We start from the raw sequence: 20,735 nt of genomic DNA, 5'->3' as shown, positions 1-20,735 counted from the left end.
GCTGACCTGCTTCTTCCTTGCCATTGGCATAATCTAGCATCCTCAATCCATTGAGCATTACCTAAAGGTAGACGGCGTACATTCCGTACGCCAGTTTCGGGTGGGTGTCCTTATAACTGGTGTTGAGCTGACCTGCTTCTTCCTTGCCATTGGCATAATCTAGCATCCTCAATCCATTGAGCATTACCTAAAGGTAGACGGCGTACATTCCGTACGCCAGTTTCGGGTGGGTGTCCTTATAACTGGTGTTGAGCTGACCTGCTTCTTCCTTGCCATTGGCATAATCTAGCATCCTCAATCCATTGAGCATTACCTAAAGGTAGACGGCGTACATTCCGTACGCCACTTTAGGGTGGGTGTCCATGTAACTACTTTAATGAACTTGTGCGTCAGCCAGCTACCTTTGAACAGCTTATGCCAGCGAAGCACTATTGCTTTATCTGATAACCTTTGTGCTTTCTTATCATCCACATACAACACAACGTGCGTATGATTACTCATAATGGCATAGCCACACACATCAATACAAAACACCTTCGCAAGGGTCAGTAATTTTTCCTCAACCCAGTCTCGCCGATGTTCATAAGACTTGCCCGTGACGCGGTCTTTGCCGCACAGAAATGCCCGGCGAACACACCGGGATATGCAGTGGTAGTACTTAGTGTCTGATAAGCTGACCTGCTTCTTCCTTGCCATTGGCATAATCTAGCATCCTCAATCCATTGAGCATTACCTAAAGGTAGACGGCGTACATTCCGTACGCCACTTTAGGGTGGGTGTCCTTATAACTGGTGTTGAGCTGACCTGCTTCTTCCTTGCCATTGGCATAATCTAGCATCCTCAATCCATTGAGCATTACCTAAAGGTAGACGGCGTACATTCCGTACGCCAGTTTCGGGTGGGTGTCCTTATAACTGGTGTTGAGCTGACCTGCTTCTTCCTTGCCATTGGCATAATCTAGCATCCTCAATCCATTGAGCATTACCTAAAGGTAGACGGCGTACATTCCGTACGCCAGTTTAGGGTGGGTGTCCTTATAACTGGTGTTGAGCTGACCTGCTTCTTCCTTGCCATTGGCATAATCTAGCATCCTCAATCCATTGAGCATTACCTAAAGGTAGACGGCGTACATTCCGTACGCCAGTTTCGAGTGGGTATCCTTATAACTTTATCTGCTTCTTCCTTGCCATTGAGCATTACCTAAAGGTAGACGGCGTACATTGTGCTTTCTTATCATCCACATACAATACAATATGCGTATGATTACTCATAATGGCATAGCCACACACATCAATACAAAACACCTTCGCAAGGGTCAGTAATTTTTCCTCAACCCAGTCTCGCCGATGTTCATAAGACTTGCCCGTGAGGCGATCTTTACCGCACAGAAATGCCCGACGAACACACCGGGATATGCAGTGATAGTACTTAGTGTCTGATAGGCTGACCTGCTTCTTCCTTGCCATTGGCATAATCTAGCATCCTCAATCCATTGAGCATTATCTAAAGGTAGACGGCGTACATTCCGTACGCCAGTTTAGGGTGGGTGTCCATGTAACTTTCACAAAAATGTTTATGCGAATGGCAATGACACTGCCCCTTTCACCCATTGCGGCAGACTTGTATTATCGCATTTCAGATTGGCTGGGTGCAGACGAATCAGATAATGAGAGTTTTTACCTGGTCCCAATGGGGTTTTACTCCAAACAAGCCATCGATTTTGATGGAGCGATTCAGTGCTATCACTATTGGTTGCAGCTAGCCCTCGAAATCGGATTAATTGAGGACACATATCACCATAAAATGGCCTTTTTAAAATCCATTGACCATTCACTCGCTGGAGAGCTTAATGTAGACCTAAAAGATATGCATGACTATAAATTGGGTACAACTCCATATCTCGAAAAAATCCTCAACCGCATGTCTGACTACCTTCCCTGACTCGACCAGGACTCAGTGAATCCAGCAGCAGAGATCAGTTCAAATCAGCATGATTACTCAGTTTGTACAGTGCCACCACTTGGTGGGACTGGCCGAAAATGCACCCTCCGCTGGTCAGTTGTGCATGCCCGCGCTGATTTCCACTGCACACCGCGCTGGCGTGACTGCACAGAAAAAAGGCGCTCACTGAGCGCCGTTTTTGAATGGATACCACCTTAACCTTACTTGTGGTTAATGGGAGTTAACAAAATATGCTATCAACCAAGGCAGCTGTCCTTGTTACTCTGTATATAGCTTTCTAAAAGCGCGAGATCTCTCTTTATAAACCCTTTTAGTCCATACGTTTTTCTTAGTTCATCTCTTTGTACTTCAATATCATCCAGCGTAACTCTTTCACCGTTAGACAACTTAAACATAAACCCAAAGTACACGCCTTGGTTCTTGGTAAGTGCTTCGAAAAAGTTCTCTTCAGGAATTAGTGGCTCCGGGTAATTAAAGCTATTTAGAGAAGCAACATATTGCTCAACTAACTCATCTTTTTTTTCTATAAAGCTTTCTATGAAAGCTCTAAAAAACTTTTCATCAAAGACTTGTTCAATAGGCAGCACCCTGCCATCTCGCAAAACCCGATAATTCAATGGGTGCAGTATCGTCAAACAATAGTCTTCAGCCAGACTAAAGCCACTAACTTCACTCCTTATTTTTGCTAGTTTTTTATCATATATTCCATACTGAATTCGAGGTTCCTCTCCAACTTTGTGGTTTGAAACTATAATACCAATAGAGTATCGCTCATCTACTGAATAAAAATATATCAAAGAGCTGTCAACTGAAGGGCCTTTTTTAAACCCATAATTCTGAATTGTTTTTTTAATTTCTGTCTTTTTCATAGCACTATCAATCTTGACTTTGATAACGGATTCGGAATAGTTCGACATTCGTGCCTTCTATCTGACCAGTAGGTAATAATGTTTCTGCTGGAGAGGTAATAATTTCAGCACCTTCGGTTTGAATAATCTTATCATTACGTATCTGCCTTGCGATAAGTCTGGAGTTATTTAATTTTACTTCCATGAATGACACCAATTCCTCTGTTTTACCATCCAAGAGTGTTAAATCAGGATACCTTATCTTTCCATTTACTTTTAATGTTACACCTTTAACAAATACTATGTAACCTTTCTCCCTCATAATAGACGCAACATACTCTTCAGCAGATTCTCCAGCGGCTTTATTTACACCAACCAAGCTTTTGAACTCCCCTTTTTTGTATTCTTCTATCAAGTCTAAAATTTCATCAGGAACTGGATAGCTTTCGTCCATTTGCGCTTCTTTGCTGAATGGATACAGTCCATCGTGCAACTGATCATTAAACATCCTCGAAAATGCACCTGTCACAGCACCATTGGCAAACTTACCACCACTGATTTTCGAAGCAGTACCACCAACCATGGCCGCAGCAGCTATTCTTAATGGACTATGTTTAACACCAGGTTGAATGCGACCTATCGCAGGGGCAAGCGCCTGTGTAAATCCTGCCGCGGCAAAGCCATGACCAAACTTACCTCCTTGCATCACAGACATGGTACCACCTACCAGACCATGTGCCGCAACCTTGCCAAAATAGCCAGCACTACCAAATGCAGTATTGACCCCTTCAAACGCACTCCCCACAGCATAAAACGCAGCAGCAGAAACACCTGAAACTGCACCAGCTTTGATTGCCGCCCCAAAATCTCCCGTTCGGTAATAGGTATTCTGCGCTGACGCAATAGCTGTCACTGCTATACTACATGGCCCACATACAGCACCTGATACAATCGAGGCTCCTGCAACATACAATGTCGATAGGGTTTTACTATTCGCAATAAAACGCTGGATCTGGTGGGCCATAACCGCTCCCACGATACCACCGGACATAAACCCAGCGATTTGTGTAAGCTTCTTAAACAAATACCCACTCGGATCCGTATAACTCAGCGGATTATTCAACACATAAGAATAAGCATTGTAATTCTGAAGATTCGAAGGCGCCTGAACAAAAGGATCTGCCTGCATAAACCGGCCAGTCTCTGCATCGTAGATCCGACCATTCATATGAATGATGCGGTTATCGCCGCCCAGCGTAATCGGCTCATGGCCCGTGTAACTGCGGCTGTTCGCAGGCACCCGGGTAAAGATCCCCAGTGAGGCCGTGGACCAGTGGGTATAACTGGCGTCGCTGCTGGGTGGTCTGACTATCTCGCTTTGTTTACCAAATACGTCATAGCTAAAGCGTTTGAGGAGCTTACCGGCGTAGTCGGTAATGGCCACCACAGAGCCCTGATGGTCGGTAAACAGCCATTGCAGGCTGGCCTGCCCATTAGGATGATAGGTCTGAACCGCATCGCCGTTGATGCTGCGGCGCACATAGTGCTGATTGGCAAATTCACCGCTTGCGCCTTCATCCACAATCTCCAGCGCACCAACATAGTAGATGGTTTTACTGCCTTCTGTGCGCTTGTAACGGCGATTATTGGCATCATATGTAAAGGTGACCGTCTCGCCATTCTGAGTGATGGAGGTCACTTTATTACGGGCGCTGTAATCCAGTGTGCGTGTGTGTACACGGCCATTCAGGTGCACCGTGGCAGACAGCTGATTGCCATTGGCATCGTAGCGGAAAGTTTCGGTCTGCGACCCTTTAACCCGCTCATGGATGGCATGCAAGGGTTCACCTGCCTTGCCATACTTTTGCGTCCAGCCATCTTTGTTCTTGAGATTGCCATTCGGGTCATAAACGTAGCGCTCATCGCCATTCACTTTGGTAACCCGGTTCAGCGTATCGTAACCAAAGGTGGTCGCGGTTGCTTCTGCCGTCAGGGCGCGGCTGGTCAGATTGCCCAGCGCATCAAAGGTGTAACTGTGCTGCTGAATGTAACTGTAAGCACTGTGCTCATCTACACCCGCAACCAAAAGGTTTTCATGAGACACCCACCTGTAAATTCACAAATCAATTGTGGGCAGTTTCAATAAAGAAATGCAAGACTATCAAATGCTGCGCTTTCTATAAGCTCTGATTAGTGAAAGTCGTAAGTTTAGACACGAAATTCTGAAGAATAATCAGATTCGGACAATACGAATGCGCATCCAAGCCTCAACTTAGATAAATCGAAATGGTACTCACGGGAAGGTGTTAACCCAGTAATCGCTCGCATTGAGTCAAGTTGGCACGCCGCCTTTTATGAAGATGCTCACAGTAATCTGTCATCGCTTGTTTTCGCCCCACAGCACCATGAAAGACCTTTGTAAACTGCGTAGTCAGTTTGAGCCAGTTGTCTGGCTCTATTTGCAACCGTGTCAGCAATGGCTGGCTATCGCTGATATAACCCCGCTTATCTGCACGCATGCATCGGCCTGTTAATTCAACTAGCTGTATGTAATAGGTCAGCTCAAACGGCAGTCCTTTAGGCATGTGCTTTCTTGGGTTACCTGCAAAGCGCAGTAAGCTCTTAGGTTGCTTTCCTTGCCGTGCATAATCAATACGTTTTTTAATGCTGGTGTAGTCTGACGTTTCCGGTGTCTCTGCCATTTTGGCTCTGACTGGATTCAGGTCAACATACGCCAGGCACGCTGCCAGTGCCGCTTCATCCAGCAAAGCCTGTGACTTGAATCGCCCTTCCCAAAACCGGCCTGTGCAACCATCTTCTTTGTTTGCCCGGCGGGCAATATCTTCATTAAGCACCCGCATAAACCAGCTGATGCTCGCAAGACGTATTCTGAATTCACTGATGTCTGCATCAAGTATACTGTGCTCTGACTCACTCAGCTCATCACCACCGATGAACTTATGCGTCAACCAGTTGCCCTTAAACAGTTTATGCCAGCGAAGCACTATCGCTTTATCTGATAACCTGTGTGCTTTCTTATCATCCACATACAATACAATATGCGTATGATTACTCATAATGGCATAGCCACACACATCAATACAAAACACCTTCGCAAGGGTCAGCAATTTTTCCTCAACCCAGTCTCGCCGATGTTCATAAGACTTGCCCGTGAGGCGATCTTTACCGCACAGAAATGCCCGACGAACACACCGGGATATGCAGTGATAGTACTTAGTGTCTGATAGGCTGACCTGCTTCTTCCTTGCCATTGGCATAATCTAGCATCCTCAATCCATTGAGCATTACCTAAAGGTAGACGGCGTACATTCCGTACGCCACTTTAGAGTGGGTGTCCTTATAACTTTATTGCGGTTTTGAATAGTGAACACTGTGATAGGAATGGTGTTACGAACAATAGACTGCCGAAGTGCCTCAACACTTCTATACCCCATGGCTAACCTCAACTGCTCACCAGATAGTATCGGGCTACCGTATAATCCCAGTAAATCTTGCTCCAACTGCAGTGCAAGCGCCTTACATTCTGGGTCAATCGCTTCACTCACAGACAACCCCCTTAAAAGTTAAACTAAACGCAACTGAGTAAGCCTAGTCAAGCTGGCAAAAACCATCAAAGGTCTTATTATTAGATTAAAGATATGGATTTTCACAAATGAAGAACGTTAAGCGATTGATTTAAATTGACCTTGTTTTTTTGAGGTCACTGCCCACACTAAAGTGCAAAACTTTTTATGTTCAATTTTTATGATTACAAGCGACTTTCTCCACCAAGTAAAAGCTTGGCGACTCGTTACTTTGCTTCTTTTGTTCAAAACATCACTGATTCAAAAAACCCTTACCAGGTGACCAAAAAGCTACTGTATGCAGAAGACGGCTCGAAAAGTGCTCTAACCCAAAAGTACAACCTAAATAAGCTGTTTTATAAAAAGCGTGACGGAGAAGTGATCGGGCGAGAAGGCGTTGTTCGTAACATTGAGCTGAAATTGCAAGAACAGTTGCACATCGAAATTGACTTAATGTACTCAACTATTTGCCATCCTATCTGGCAACTTTTAGACACTCCCTATACTGAAGCAAACATTAACTCGATTTTGCTGTCATTGCCACCGGCCATATCCACAAAGTGTATTGCCCGAACAACCAACGGAATCACAAAACGTAAACGCCCACATGGCTGCACAGTTCATTTGCTTAGTACGCAGGATGGCCTGGACGCACTCACTTACTTTCTTATTTTGACTTACGAGAAAGTCCACGATCCCGAATACGCATCTTTTTGTACTGAACAGATAGCAGCAACAAAAATGTTTATGCGAATGGCAATGACATTGCCCCTTTCACCCATTGCGGCAGACTTGTATTATCGCATTTCAGATTGGCTGGGTGCAGACGAATCAGATAATGAGAGTTTTTACCCGGTCCCAATGGGGTTTTACTCCAAACAAGCCATCGATTTTGATGGAGCGATTCAGTGCTATCACTATTGGTTGCAGCTAGCCCTCGAAATCGGATTAATTGAGGACACATATCACCATAAAATGGCCTTTTTAAAATCCATTGACCATTCACTCGCTGGAGAGCTTAATGTAGACCTAAAAGATATGCATGACTATAAATTGGGTACAACTCCATATCTCGAAAAAATCCTCAACCGCATGTCTGACTACCTTCCCTGACTCGACCAGGACTCAGTGAATCCAGCAGCAGAGATCAGTTCAAATCAGCATGATTACTCAGTTTGTACAGTGCCACCATTTGGTGGGACTGGCCGAAAATGCACCCTCCGCTGGTCTGTTGTGCATGCCAGCGCTGATTTCCACTGCACACCGCGCTGGCGTGATTGCACAGAAAAAAGGCGCTCACTGAGCGCCAATTTTGAATGGGTGTCACCTTAAGCTATTTCTATTACCTAAAGGTAGACGGCGTACCTTACATACGCCACTTTAGGGTGGGTGTCCATGTATCTATGTCATAATAATTCGCTATCTCGCAGGCCTACTCGGCTTGACATCGCTGGAGCGTCCATATATGTCCATGTATCTGTGCTCTTCTATCAATGGATCGTCCATATATGTCCATGTAACTTATTGTTGAGACTATTATAACTACTTACTTTCCACCCGAGGAGACTCTATAAGCATATCTGCCAGTAGTTTAAGCTCCTTTTCCTTTAGGTTGGACTCTGAAACCCACGGCTCAAAATTATCTCGAATAACTTTCAAATCCCCCCCTAACTCGCGAGCGGCCATTATCAATTGTAGATATGCTATGGGGTCCGTTGGATCAATATGTAGTAAATCTATAGCAGCCTTGTAAGCTGCTTCATAGTTTCCCTTTTTAAACTGCACTACATAGTTAGCTTTAATAGACTGATATTCTTCAACTATTCCTTTGTCTTTAGCAAAGACTGTAAATGAACATAGCGCAATAAGCATCACGCTCACAAATAGATAGAATTTATGCATCGAAATTCCTTAATAAAAAAGTTAAAGCCATATATTTTTAAACCACTAGTTCGGTAAGTATAAAGTACCTTTCCCACTTGCCGGCACAGTATTCATAAAGTCATCCCACTGACTTGGATTAATAGTCATGCATCCAGCAGAACCTTTCCATGTGTTGCTATACCCTTTGTGCACACGAATGAAATTAGCAGTACTACCTTGCTGAGGAAAGTTTGGGTTCGGAGCCGTAGTCGGAACAAACCCATCTCCATTAACTGATAAAGCAGGTTGACCTCTGTGTAACCCATGTGTCAAATCATACTGTCCTCCCTGTACTTGTGGGTACGCATCTGTTCCCCGGACATTTGGGTTTCTGGGCTTATAAGGATTTGGTGTACTGCTACCTTCAAAAGTACCTAAAATATTACCGTGTTCATCAAGCACTGTAACTTCCTGACTATAAACTGCATGCTCTGACGTTCCATCTGCACCAAACCTCACCTCCCACTGCCCGCTACCTTTACCAACACCAAATGCCGCATAAATCTCCCTAACCGACTCCCCAGCCTGATTCAACAAGAACTGCATGGCCCCAGTACGAGCACCATTGGCAAATTTACCGCCAGTAATTGCTGAGACTGTACCACCAATAATCGACGAGACTACCGTGCCTTTTGCTATCTGGGTAGCACTCAGCCCAGCACCGCCTGGCAGGAACGCACCACCCGCAGCCTTGGTTATACCTGCACTCACAAACCCATGACCAAACTTGCCGCCACTCAAAACGGAAGATACCCCCCCAACCACAGCATGCGCTGTAATTTGTGCCGCGATTTGGCCTGAGGTCAACAGGTTACCACCAAATTTCGTTAATAGGTTGCTATTTACATGGAAAGCGTTGTAGTTACCCAAATTGTTGAAATGGTTACCTATTGCCTTGAATGCCTGGGAAGTAACAGCCGCAATCATCCCCGCTCTAAACGCCTGAGAGGAAGAGCCCCCCATCGCCCGGGTGAATTCATAACTCCAGTAAGCTGAACAGGCCGGTGCACAGAAAGACGCAACAATACTACCCACAATATTGACCGCTTCAGCGCCAAACACTTTCGCAGCACCGCGGATCACATTTCTCTGGAGCTTCTTAAGTGGTTTAAACAAATACCCACTCGGATCCGTATACGAAAGCGGATTATTCAGCACGTATGTATAGGCGTTATAATTCTGCAAATTATTCGGCGCCTGCACCACCGGATCCGCCTGCATAAACCGGCCGGTGTCTGCATCGTAGATCCGACCATTCATATGAATGATGCGGTTGTCGCCGCCCAGCGTAATCGGCTCATGGCCCGTGTAACTGCGGCTATTCGCCGGCACCCGGGTAAAGATCCCCAGGGAGGCCGTGGACCAATGGGTATAACTGGCGTCGCTGCTGGGTGGCCTGACTATCTCGCTTTGTTTGCCAAATACGTCATAGCTAAAGCGTTTGAGGAGCTTACCGGCGTAGTCGGTAATGGCCACCACAGAGCCCTGATGGTCGGTAAACAGCCATTGCAGGCTGGCCTGCCCATTGGGGTGATAGGTCTGCACCGCATCGCCGTTAATGCTGCGGCGCACATAGTGCTGATTGGCAAATTCGCCGCTTGCGCCTTCATCCACAATCTCCAGCGCACCAACATAGTAGATGGTTTTACTGCCTTCTGTGCGCTTGTAACGGCGATTATTGGCATCATATGTAAAGGTGACCGTCTCGCCATTCTGAGTGATGGAGGTCACTTTATTACGGGCGCTGTAATCCAGTGTGCGTGTGTGTACACGGCCATTCAGGTGCACCGTGGCAGACAGCTGATTGCCATTGGCATCGTAGCTGAAAGTTTCGGTCTGCGACCCTTTAACCCGCTCATGGATGGCATGCAAGGGTTCACCTGCCTTGCCATACTTCTGCGTCCAGCCATCTTTGTTCTTGAGATTGCCATTCGGGTCATAAACGTAGCGCTCATCGCCATTCACTTTGGTAACCCGGTTCAGCGTATCGTAACCAAAGGTGGTCGCGGTTGCTTCTGCCGTCAGGGCGCGGCTGGTCAGATTGCCCAGCGCATCAAAGGTGTAACTGTGCTGCTGAATGTAACGGTAAGCACTGTGCTCATCTACACCCAGCGTTTTCAGGTTGCCACGGCTGTCGTAGCCCACCACCATACTGAAGTAGCCTTTTTTATAGCCGGTCACTCGTCCGGCACTGTCTTCAGACTCGGCAACATAGTAAAGCTGCCCGGCACTGCCCTCGCGTGCTTCCTGCTTCTGATACACCTGGCCCGCGCGGTAATACAAGCGCTGGCCCCGGGCTTCCACAAAGCGGCCGCGATCCCGGGTGCGCCGGTAATCATCAAACTGCTGGAATACCCGGCCGTATTCGTCAAAGGTGGTCAGCTGCACAACACATTTCGCGTCATGCACTGAGGCCAGCGCGTCGGTTATCCGCACATCTTTGGTGGCCGGCTCGTAGCTGACTTCATTTTTACAGCTCAGGTTGCTTTCTAAATCGGTGACCGACGCCACCTGACGTCCCAGCGGATCATACAGGTATGACCGTACCCAGCTGCCACGTTGCTCCCTGTCCAAACGCCAGGGCTGGCTGGCATGGTAGTGCCACTGGCTATCAACCACATCGTTAATTTTGAGCTGTGTTTTACGGCCAAGGCTGTCATACACAAAGCTCTGCGTATCGCCATTGGCGTCGGTTTGTGTTAGCAGCTCGCCCAATGCATTGTAGGTGTACTGCCAGTTACCCCGGTCAACATCTTCGGTGCGCTTTTTACGGCCCGTGATCAGGTTGTAGCTGTTGGTTATCAGTACAGCGCCACCATCAGCAGAGGACTGCACCGTTTCCAGCAGGCCTAGGGTGTTGTAGGTGTAGGTCAGCACGTGGCCGGCCTGATCCGTTACCGTGTGCTTCTCGCCATACTCATTGTGTGTGGTGATGGTCGTTTGGGTCCCTCCCGGAATATCACTGCTATTTTTAGCTGTCACTTTCACGGTGAGCGTCCGATCCGCCACATCCTGCGTCGTCGTTAAGTCCAGTTGATGGTCCTGAACCTCGGTAACACGGTCCAGCACATCATAATGGGTGTGGGTTGAGGCGCTCCCTGCCGGGGTAACAACCACAGCCCGGCCAAACTTATCGTAATGGGTGGTATCCTGTAACCATTGGCCCTTAGGGGTTAGTCGTGCCTTACCCAGCACGCGACCCTGGCGATCAAAGTAACTACGTGCCACCAGCTCCGTATTCACATAGGTTGCACTGGCAAAGACACAGTAGGCAGGCGCACCGATTGAGCAGTCCGTCAACAGAGTGCGTTGCTGTGCCCCGCTGGGTGAATAGCTGCCAATGCTGCGGCGCACATAGTGCTGATTGGCAAATTCGCCGCTTGCGCCTTCATCCACAATCTCCAGCGCACCAACATAGTAGATGGTTTTACTGCCTTCTGTGCGCTTGTAACGGCGATTATTGGCATCATATGTAAAGGTGACCGTCTCGCCATTCTGAGTGATGGAGGTCACTTTATTACGGGCGCTGTAATCCAGTGTGCGTGTGTGTACACGGCCATTCAGGTGCACCGTGGCAGACAGCTGATTGCCATTGGCATCGTAGCTGAAAGTTTCGGTCTGCGACCCTTTAACCCGCTCATGGATGGCATGCAAGGGTTCACCTGCCTTGCCATACTTCTGCGTCCAGCCATCTTTGTTCTTGAGATTGCCATTCGGGTCATAAACGTAGCGCTCATCGCCATTCACTTTGGTAACCCGGTTCAGCGTATCGTAACCAAAGGTGGTCGCGGTTGCTTCTGCCGTCAGGGCGCGGCTGGTCAGATTGCCCAGCGCATCAAAGGTGTAACTGTGCTGCTGAATGTAACGGTAAGCACTGTGCTCATCTACACCCAGCGTTTTCAGGTTGCCACGGCTGTCGTAGCCCACCACCATACTGAAGTAGCCTTTTTTATAGCCGGTCACTCGTCCGGCACTGTCTTCAGACTCGGCAACATAGTAAAGCTGCCCGGCACTGCCCTCGCGTGCTTCCTGCTTCTGATACACCTGGCCCGCGCGGTAATACAAGCGCTGGCCCCGGGCTTCCACAAAGCGGCCGCGATCCCGGGTGCGCCGGTAATCATCAAACTGCTGGAATACCCGGCCGTATTCGTCAAAGGTGGTCAGCTGCACAACACATTTCGCGTCATGCACTGAGGCCAGCGCGTCGGTTATCCGCACATCTTTGGTGGCCGGCTCGTAGCTGACTTCATTTTTACAGCTCAGGTTGCTTTCTAAATCGGTGACCGACGCCACCTGACGTCCCAGCGGATCATACAGGTATGACCGTACCCAGCTGCCACGTTGCTCCCTGTCCAAACGCCAGGGCTGGCTGGCATGGTAGTGCCACTGGCTATCAACCACATCGTTAATTTTGAGCTGTGTTTTACGGCCAAGGCTGTCATACACAAAGCTCTGCGTATCGCCATTGGCGTCGGTTTGTGTTAGCAGCTCGCCCAATGCATTGTAGGTGTACTGCCAGTTACCCCGGTCAACATCTTCGGTGCGCTTTTTACGGCCCGTGATCAGGTTGTAGCTGTTGGTTATCAGTACAGCGCCACCATCAGCAGAGGACTGCACCGTTTCCAGCAGGCCTAGGGTGTTGTAGGTGTAGGTCAGCACGTGGCCGGCCTGATCCGTTACCGTGTGCTTCTCGCCATACTCATTGTGTGTGGTGATGGTCGTTTGGGTCCCTCCCGGAATATCACTGCTATTTTTAGCTGTCACTTTCACGGTGAGCGTCCGATCCGCCACATCCTGCGTCGTCGTTAAGTCCAGTTGATGGTCCTGAACCTCGGTAACACGGTCCAGCACATCATAATGGGTGTGGGTTGAGGCGCTCCCTGCCGGGGTAACAACCACAGCCCGGCCAAACTTATCGTAATGGGTGGTATCCTGTAACCATTGGCCCTTAGGGGTTAGTCGTGCCTTACCCAGCACGCGACCCTGGCGATCAAAGTAACTACGTGCCACCAGCTCCGTATTCACATAGGTTGCACTGGCAAAGACACAGTAGGCAGGCGCACCGATTGAGCAGTCCGTCAACAGAGTGCGTTGCTGTGCCCCGCTGGGTGAATAGCTGCCAATCTCACCGCCAAACGCATCATAGTAAGTGTACTGCGACACCCCATCGGCATTACGGGCCTCCGTCACCTGACCGTACTTATTGCGCGATATCACCTGCGCGGTGGTGAATATTCCATTGTACTGCGACACCACATAGCGCCCTTCACTGTCGTAGGACGTGGTGCTGGTTCGGTTGACAGGCTCTGAACAACCGTCTTTACTCTGCACCTGCTTGCTGGTGAGGTTACCAAAATTATCATAGCCATTCGTGGTTTTCAGGTAGGCATCGCACGCCCCCTGAGGCTCAACCGTCTCCGTTTCAAGCAAACCTTTCAAGGCACCACTTTGTATATAAGTGAACGCACTGCTGCGGGTCACATCGGCCAGGCCTTTACGGGTATGCGTTACCGTCGTGCTGCGCAAACGACCCAGTATCTTGTCTGCCTCAGCGCCATAATCGTTCACTGTGCTGACCCTTGATATGGCACCCGTCGGGGTCTGTGCCAGCAGCAAGTCCTCGGCTGTGCCGCTGATGTCATATTGGCTGACCACCAGGTTAGTGACATTCCCGTAGCTGTCTTGCTCGGTCTGGGTCTGGCTACAGTCATATCCGGCTATGCCATGGTTGTCGCTGTTCACCCGGGCACTACAGCTGCGGCTGTCCTGATTATAGATTTGATAAACATGCCCTGACATGGGCTGCTCTGATGTCACCTTGTAGTGATCAATGGCATCACTCAGCACCTGTGCCCTGCCATTCACATACAGTGTTTTGGTAGTACGCTTTGGCATGCCGGTACGCGGAAAGAGCTGTTCGTACTCTGTGCGTGTGGCAATGCGCAGACCGTCTTTGGTGGTGTTGGTCGTCAGCGCTGCAAAGCCCAGCCAGCCGCGGCCACCAAATTGCACCCGTGCGCCTTCATATTCATAGGTCACGCTCAGCGTTGAATCGCCCGTTTGTGTATCCAGGGCGCTGGTTTGTACCTCACGAACCAGTCTGGCACCGGCAGCCAGGTCGGTCACTTTCAGGCCACTGTCGGTTTGCATTTGTGCGGTGACCGCCGCATCGCCTTTGCGATACACGGCAGGGTCGGACATATCACCGTAGTAAACTCTGGTCTGATTGCCCATGCCCTGCGTGATGGTACTCAGGCGCCCGGCCCCAAACTGCTGATAGGTTCGGCCATATTGGGTGATCTGATGCTTAGTTTGCGCCACCAGCTCAGGGGTGCTGTCACCATCCATGTCTGCAAAGAACACCATGGTGTCAGGCGTAGGCGTCTGGTCAATCCGGTAGGCCGCCTCCGTGGGGGTGTTAAAGGTCCGGGTACCCGGCTCAAACTCATAACGGTACAAGCCATACCCCTGTGCCCCTGTGGTCGATTTACCCGTCACATACAGCTCTGTTTGACCGTCACCATCAAGATCGGCCAGCTGGGGTGCCCAAAGTGCCACTTCTCGTTTGATGTTGACGTTATCAGGGGGCGTCAGGGTAATAAATCCTTCCTGATCAAAGCGCAACCCTTCTCCGAGTGATGGGCGGATCAGCGCAACTTCCCAGTCGTCATCCGTATTCTGATACATCAGATCCAGCGTGCCGTCACCGTTGATGTCCATGGGCGTCAGGCTGCTATGCACAACATGCACAGATGAGTTAGTGCCTACTTCGAATTTATGTTTACGATTAGCCGGGTCGTAGCGGTTATAGTAGACAAAGACTAAGTCGTACTTACCGGCCTGACTACATCCGGCAGACAAACAGGCAGATGTCACCAGATCAGCCTTGCCGTCAAAGTCCATATCCATAAAGTAAAACGGGGCATCGCGCTCCAATTCACGCACGATGTCCTGGTGATAACCCAAAGACACATCCTCATTCAGCACCAGACGCGGCTGCCGATATCCCGTTGAATCGGTATACATTAAGTCCTCGAAGCCATCCCCATTGGCATCGCCAGTACGGAGCGCATCAATACTCATGCTGCCCGACAAAATCTCACTCTGCCAGGGTGCTGCATCAAACGTGAAATACACCCACTCACTGTTGGCATTGTTGCGTGATTCAATGGTCTGGACCAACAGCCCCTGGGTGCCGTCACCTTCAAGATCAAAGGGCATCATAGTAACGCTGTCTTTACGGGTATTGGTGTCTATTACCTGACATTGAGATGTGCCATCCCCCTTTATCAGACACAGCTCATGCTTGCGGGTATCCTCCAGCTGAATAAGTGTGACCAGCTCCGGCTCACCATTGCCATCGCTATCCAGCAAACTGGTGGCAACAATCTTCTCACGCATATCGACGCTAAGCAGCGTCTGGCTGGCTGACATTTCTGGATAGGTTTTGGTGTCTTCATAGTCAAACGTCACTGGCTGTTTGCATATTGCACTCCCGTCAGACACAGGCCGGTCGCAATGACGCACCTGCCTGAGCTGGCGCACACCATTGGCCCCTCGCTCCATCTGCAACTCATAGTAGTGCAGCGGCGTTTCACCCTGGCTCACCCGAATACCCGTCAACTCCGCCTTCGCCAGCATGGGCTCAGACTTAGGCTCAAGGCTGTAAGCCAGATTACGTACAGACCCTGCCTGATAGTTAAAGGTCACGGTATAACCGCTATATTTTATGCTCGATAACACCGTTTCCAGGTGACCTAGTGCAAAGTCCGCATAGGTATCTGAGCCACCATGACGATAGCGATACTGAATGACGTTTGCAGCAGGCTCCGTTGCAGAGCCCGCAGCCGCAACACTGTCCATGCTTTGTCGTAACAACCAGCTGGTCGGGTATTGTTTCCCTCCGGCCTGGCTATTGTCTGTGCCGCCATAAATGCGTTTGCTGCCATCTTTACCGTACACAACAAACTGCACCTTGTAGTCTTCTTCCCCTGCCTCAATCTCAATGCGCTGCTGGGAATTCATTTCAGTACGATACTTTGCACCCACCTTACCGTGATCTGCGTTGTTGATCAGTATGAGTCGCTGACCATCCAGGCAATAGCGGTCTTCATTATCCAGACCAATGGAAATCGGTTTAAACGCGCCATCCTGTGCCAGCGTCTGACGGCAGCGCGTAATGGCTGAACCTGCTGACAATTGCCACCCCTGAGCGACTGACGATGTGGGTTGCTGACTGTTGTAATTAAGGCTCACCTCAGGTGTAACCCCGGCTATCCCCTGTGGCAACGCAATGGGAATGCTGTAGGTTGCAGCCCCTTGCTCGTTCACCCGAAAACTGCCCGCTGTAAAGCTGTACTTATGGTGGGTGTCCAGCTCACTGCTGCTCGCCGCTTCAAAACTGGCAGTCGCCAGCGGCGGGGAATGCGGGGTTATCTGGCCTTGTGATAAACTATCCAGCACAGTAACGGTTTGCTCGGCCGACGGCGTCGAGCAGAATTCGGTTTTACTGTTTGGGTTGGCCGTATTCAGTGCCACGTCAATACAGGCCTGAGCATAAAAACGGTGGCTGCCATTGGGATAAACCAGCACCGCCTCTGCCTGACGATTCGCCGCCGCATGGCTGGTTGGTGCAGTATTGCTGGCCACATCCACCAGCTTAAACCTGGCCAGATCGCGTCCGTAGCTAAATTCAGCCTTGATACGGCCTGCGCCTTCGAGCGTTAATGCCAGATCCGGGGCACTTAATAAGCCATCACGGGGGTCGAGTTTATTGGTGCCGAGTACCGTTTCTGCCACGTCACTGATGTTGTCGCCATCCGAGTCAACCCAGTCATTACACAGAGCATCCGTATAACAATGGCCGTAGTAGTAATACAGCGTGCTGACTGCCGCCTGATTATAAGTCACGGCATACCCCGACGACCACTGAACCTCAAGCAGGAACTGCGCCTTCGACAGATCGGTATTCAGCCTGTTGATCCAATAGGCTCTGTCGTAACCCGCCAGGCCATTGGCCGACAAGTGATACATCAGATTGATCAGTTGATCGTAAAACTGCGTCGCGCTGAGTGACAGTGCAAAACGCTGTCGGCCCTCTTCTGACGCTAACATGGCATTCGCCACTTCCAGCAGCGTAACATTGTGATGCTCGACTGCATAAGCCAGAAAAGACAATTCATGGCGGGTCAGATCCCGGCCTAAAACCAGGTAGCCAAGACGCAACAGCGGATACAGCGCACTTACATCATCACCTGGCGTCCAGCCTGCGGGAAACGCCTGGGTAAATGCGCTCAGCAAAGGTGAGTTGTTCACGTCGCCCCAGCTGAGAGGGTGTAAACCTGCGACCTGACGGTCCAGCTTGTGTAGCTGGCCATCTTCGGTAAGCGCCCAGATCTGATTACCGACTACAAAAGGTTTCTGGCTCACCTTAGCGCCCAGCTGGTATAAATAGTCTATGGCGCCGGTTGTGGCATTGAGTACATATAAAGCGCCGTCCGCAGAGCCATAAAATAACTGCGCACTGGGCTGGTCGTCACCGACCACCAGGCCTTCCGCTTCAACAGGTCCGCGCGTGGTGGTTTTCCATAACTGGGTGCCTATCTGGCTCCAGGCGTAAATATGGTGATCCTCCGATCCGGCAAACACCACATCGCTGCCAACGCCCGAGCGGGTTACTACCGGGCGGGAACTGAGCCGTCCGCCCGTTTGACGATACCACTGGGTTTGCAGGTCTTTCTCGGCGTAAAGTGCATTTCCTTTACCTAAATACTGCTGTCCGTTAAAGCCAACCGTGGGTGTATAGTTGAGTGGGTCTGCCACGTCACCAGAGGTGTTATCCGCGTTGTAGGTTGAATACCTAGCACCGCTTAGCGCATTTTTAATGCCCACCACAAAGCCACCCTGCGTATAGGCTTGATCGATAAACTTAGGGACCTTAATCCTGAGCTCACTGCTGTCGGTATAGACAATATCGGCGGCATCGAGCTGATGGCTGGAGCCGGTGGTGTTTTGCTGCACCGATACGATATTGCCCTGTGGGGCAAACGCAACACCGGTTACCACATATTCCCGTTCGCCACTGCCGGGGGTAACCGACACAACTTTTGCATTCACATGCTGAACAGTGAAAGTACTTTGTGCACTCTGGACACTCTGCGCGCCATTGCGGTTAAATGCCGTGACCCGGTACGTAACCGTCTGGTTTGCAATGGGTCGCGTGATCTCATATTGCGCTTCCGGTGCACTGGCACTATAGGGACGGGCTTCCAATTGCTGGCTCAACACTATCCAGTCGCTGTTCGTCGATCTGCGCTCAAGTTTAAAATACAGCGCTAAGTCTGCCTGGCTGGCATAATTCGACGCGGATTCAATGTTGAGTGTATAAGGGCCAAAATAATAGTCGTCGTTATCAAAATAAGCCGGTGGGGGCGCATCGCCCTGATTGTGGATGGTCGTTTGAGCACAGAGTGCGGCATTGTAGGTCTTCGGCCCCGTGTGATCGGCATTTGAAGCAATCGCGCAATACACAGCACGTTTATTATGATCCAGCGGTGATTTTGTGATGCTGTGCTGTAACGCCAGATTGTCTGCGCTGAGCAATGGCCCAGTGCGATGCCACTTTGTCAGGTCATGATCCCATGCCTGATCTGCGGTGCCAACAAACTCGTACAGCTGATACCCGTTGGCATGATCTGCTTCACTTCTTTCTAGCGTAATATTGATCACCCCCGGAGATGCAGCGCCATCATGGGCCAGTATCACTTTTGGATTCTTGGGCACCTCAGAGTTCAGAGTGAGTGGATAGGCACCTGCGCTGTCAATGGCCCGCTCAGTAGAGGGACTGCACACACTGCCCTGTCGCAAGTAGGCTCTGGCCGTCACATTCAGTTGTTTCGGTAATGCTGCCGAAGGCGTCCATTTCAGTTTTGCGACCAGCCTGTTCTCTTGATCTTCCAGCTTTGGCAGGGCCTGCCTGACATCCGCACTGGCGATCACCCCACCCGCGCCCTCACTGACCAGGGCAACTCGACACAAATAACTGGTTTCAGAGCTTAATGCGCCAACCAGAATTTCTTCCTCGTACTCTACGTCGCGCATTCGATATATCCCTCCACCCGGGTTCGGGACATGCAGCGCAACGCCCGCACTTTGGATGGTGGAAAAGGTCAGCGAGGAGTGCGCCTGAGCATCCGTTAACCCGGAGTTGTCATTCACCTGGACTAACAAGTGGTAACGCCCGGGCTGTGGCACTGAGAACTCTGCGGTATAGGTATTGTCTTGCCCCTGTACTAAAGCGCTGCTCACCGAAGTAGCCCCTTCGCAGCTGGTCAGCGCGGCAGACGACGCTGCGCGCGGCATGTAACACACTGAGATTCGGTCTTTACTGACGGCCTGACTGTCATCGACCACGGAAAACGCCAGCTTAAGCTTGGTGCCCGGCAAAACGACATCGTCCCGGAGTGATACGTTCGTCAGGTTTGGCCGGGTTGCCACATTGATCGAAATTTCGTTGGATTCCCCTCCTCCGGCTAATGCCTTGAACGTTGTGGTTCGAGACAGCCGAATTTGCCGGTAACAGTGTGTCTCGCTTTTATTGACAGTGTTGTCGCCAGATTTGAAGCACTGTGCATTCAGCAACCCGGTGCTCAATTCGAGTTCACCTGCGCTGTACAGCTTAATATTATCGTTGTTCGCCTTCAGCGTAGCTGAACTAGGCCAGTTGGCCGGGGTTTCATCCTGGTCCTGAATATATCCAACCGCAATGGCGTCGCGTGGACCAGACAAAATGGTGCCGTTCTCCAGCGGCTGGCCGTCCATGTTATACAGTGACAGGGAGATGCTTGAGCTGGTGTTCTCTTCCGTGATGACGTCAGGTTGGTGCTCAACGGTGGATGACAAGCCATAGCTGTCTGTGGCCGTAGCCCTGAAGGTACGATGCTGCCCATACCCCAGCTCGTAGTTAAACGTAGCGGCAACCTCAGCACCACTATCAAAGCCTGCACACCGTCCTGCCTGATTGCTGGAACATGAAATCATTGTTTCACAGCCATCAGAATCTTCGAGACAAACTTCCAGAGAGTGAATATCACGCCCTGCGTCTTTGGCTGTCGCCGTCAGGGTGATGGTTTTTTTGTCTTCTTGCTGCTCTCTAGAGCTGGTAAGTGTGACCTGGGGTAGAGTGGCTTCAACAACAAGAATACCGGGGCTGCAAGAAGCTGTTTCAAAGTATCGGCCATCTATTATTTCTCCTCCCATTAACCCTTCAAGCAGTGGATGATCTTCACCGTATGAATAAGTGACGTTCAACGAGTAATAACCTGTCTCCGATACTGTTACTGTTTTATTTTGAGTTGCACCTGTCACTCTAACTGTTTGAGTGTTTTTCGTTCTATGATTAGTTAAAACTGCGCTAGCA

At 49.9% G+C, this 20,735-nt stretch carries 7 protein-coding genes and 2 pseudogenes; 2 read left to right on the top strand and 7 right to left on the bottom strand.

Annotated features, from left to right (window positions below; all coding sequences use genetic code 11):
• Window positions 1-372: 372 nt before the first annotated feature.
• Window positions 373-702 (bottom strand): annotated as a pseudogene (locus PRUB_RS06970) (transposase); the annotation flags it as partial.
• 518 nt (window positions 703-1,220) lie between these two features.
• Window positions 1,221-1,472 (bottom strand): annotated as a pseudogene (locus tag PRUB_RS06965) (transposase); the annotation flags it as partial.
• Window positions 1,473-1,581: 109 nt separating this feature from the next.
• On the opposite strand from PRUB_RS06965, the gene PRUB_RS06960 reads away from it, so the two are divergent.
• On the top strand, window positions 1,582-1,941 hold the full coding sequence (locus PRUB_RS06960; RefSeq protein WP_198452332.1) for a hypothetical protein: 360 nt from the start codon (window positions 1,582-1,584) through the stop codon (window positions 1,939-1,941).
• Between the two features lie 257 nt (window positions 1,942-2,198).
• Here the strand turns inward: PRUB_RS06960 and PRUB_RS06955 are convergent, their stop codons facing one another.
• From PRUB_RS06955 to PRUB_RS06945, 3 genes are all read right to left on the bottom strand, one after another.
• Window positions 2,199-2,831 (bottom strand): hypothetical protein, encoded by a 633-nt coding sequence (locus PRUB_RS06955; protein ID WP_242065223.1) that lies wholly within the window; start codon window positions 2,829-2,831, stop codon window positions 2,199-2,201.
• Between the two features lie 7 nt (window positions 2,832-2,838).
• On the bottom strand, window positions 2,839-4,914 hold the full coding sequence (locus tag PRUB_RS06950) for an RHS repeat domain-containing protein (RefSeq protein WP_010387407.1): 2,076 nt from the start codon (window positions 4,912-4,914) through the stop codon (window positions 2,839-2,841).
• A 202-nt stretch (window positions 4,915-5,116) separates the two neighbouring features.
• Window positions 5,117-6,088: a transposase gene (locus tag PRUB_RS06945; RefSeq protein ID WP_198452331.1), complete on the bottom strand. Its 972-nt coding sequence runs from the start codon at window positions 6,086-6,088 to the stop codon at window positions 5,117-5,119.
• A 474-nt stretch (window positions 6,089-6,562) separates the two neighbouring features.
• Here PRUB_RS06945 and PRUB_RS06940 point away from each other — a divergent pair, with 474 nt between their 5' ends.
• Window positions 6,563-7,507, top strand: a complete 945-nt coding sequence (locus PRUB_RS06940) for a hypothetical protein (RefSeq protein WP_198452330.1) — start codon at window positions 6,563-6,565, stop codon at window positions 7,505-7,507.
• A 429-nt stretch (window positions 7,508-7,936) separates the two neighbouring features.
• Here the strand turns inward: PRUB_RS06940 and PRUB_RS06935 are convergent, their stop codons facing one another.
• Together PRUB_RS06935 and PRUB_RS06930 are read right to left on the bottom strand one after the other, a co-directional pair.
• A complete protein-coding gene (locus PRUB_RS06935) occupies window positions 7,937-8,296 on the bottom strand; it encodes a hypothetical protein (protein ID WP_010387300.1) in 360 nt (119 codons plus the stop codon).
• Window positions 8,297-8,341: 45 nt separating this feature from the next.
• Window positions 8,342-20,683, bottom strand: coding sequence for an RHS repeat-associated core domain-containing protein (locus tag PRUB_RS06930; protein WP_198452329.1), 12,342 nt, complete (start codon window positions 20,681-20,683; stop codon window positions 8,342-8,344).
• Window positions 20,684-20,735 lie beyond the last annotated feature (52 nt).

It is taken from the genome of Pseudoalteromonas rubra (genome assembly GCF_000238295.3).
Lineage (GTDB): Bacteria > Pseudomonadota > Gammaproteobacteria > Enterobacterales > Alteromonadaceae > Pseudoalteromonas > Pseudoalteromonas rubra.
This window is presented reverse-complemented; position numbering and strand designations above follow the sequence as displayed.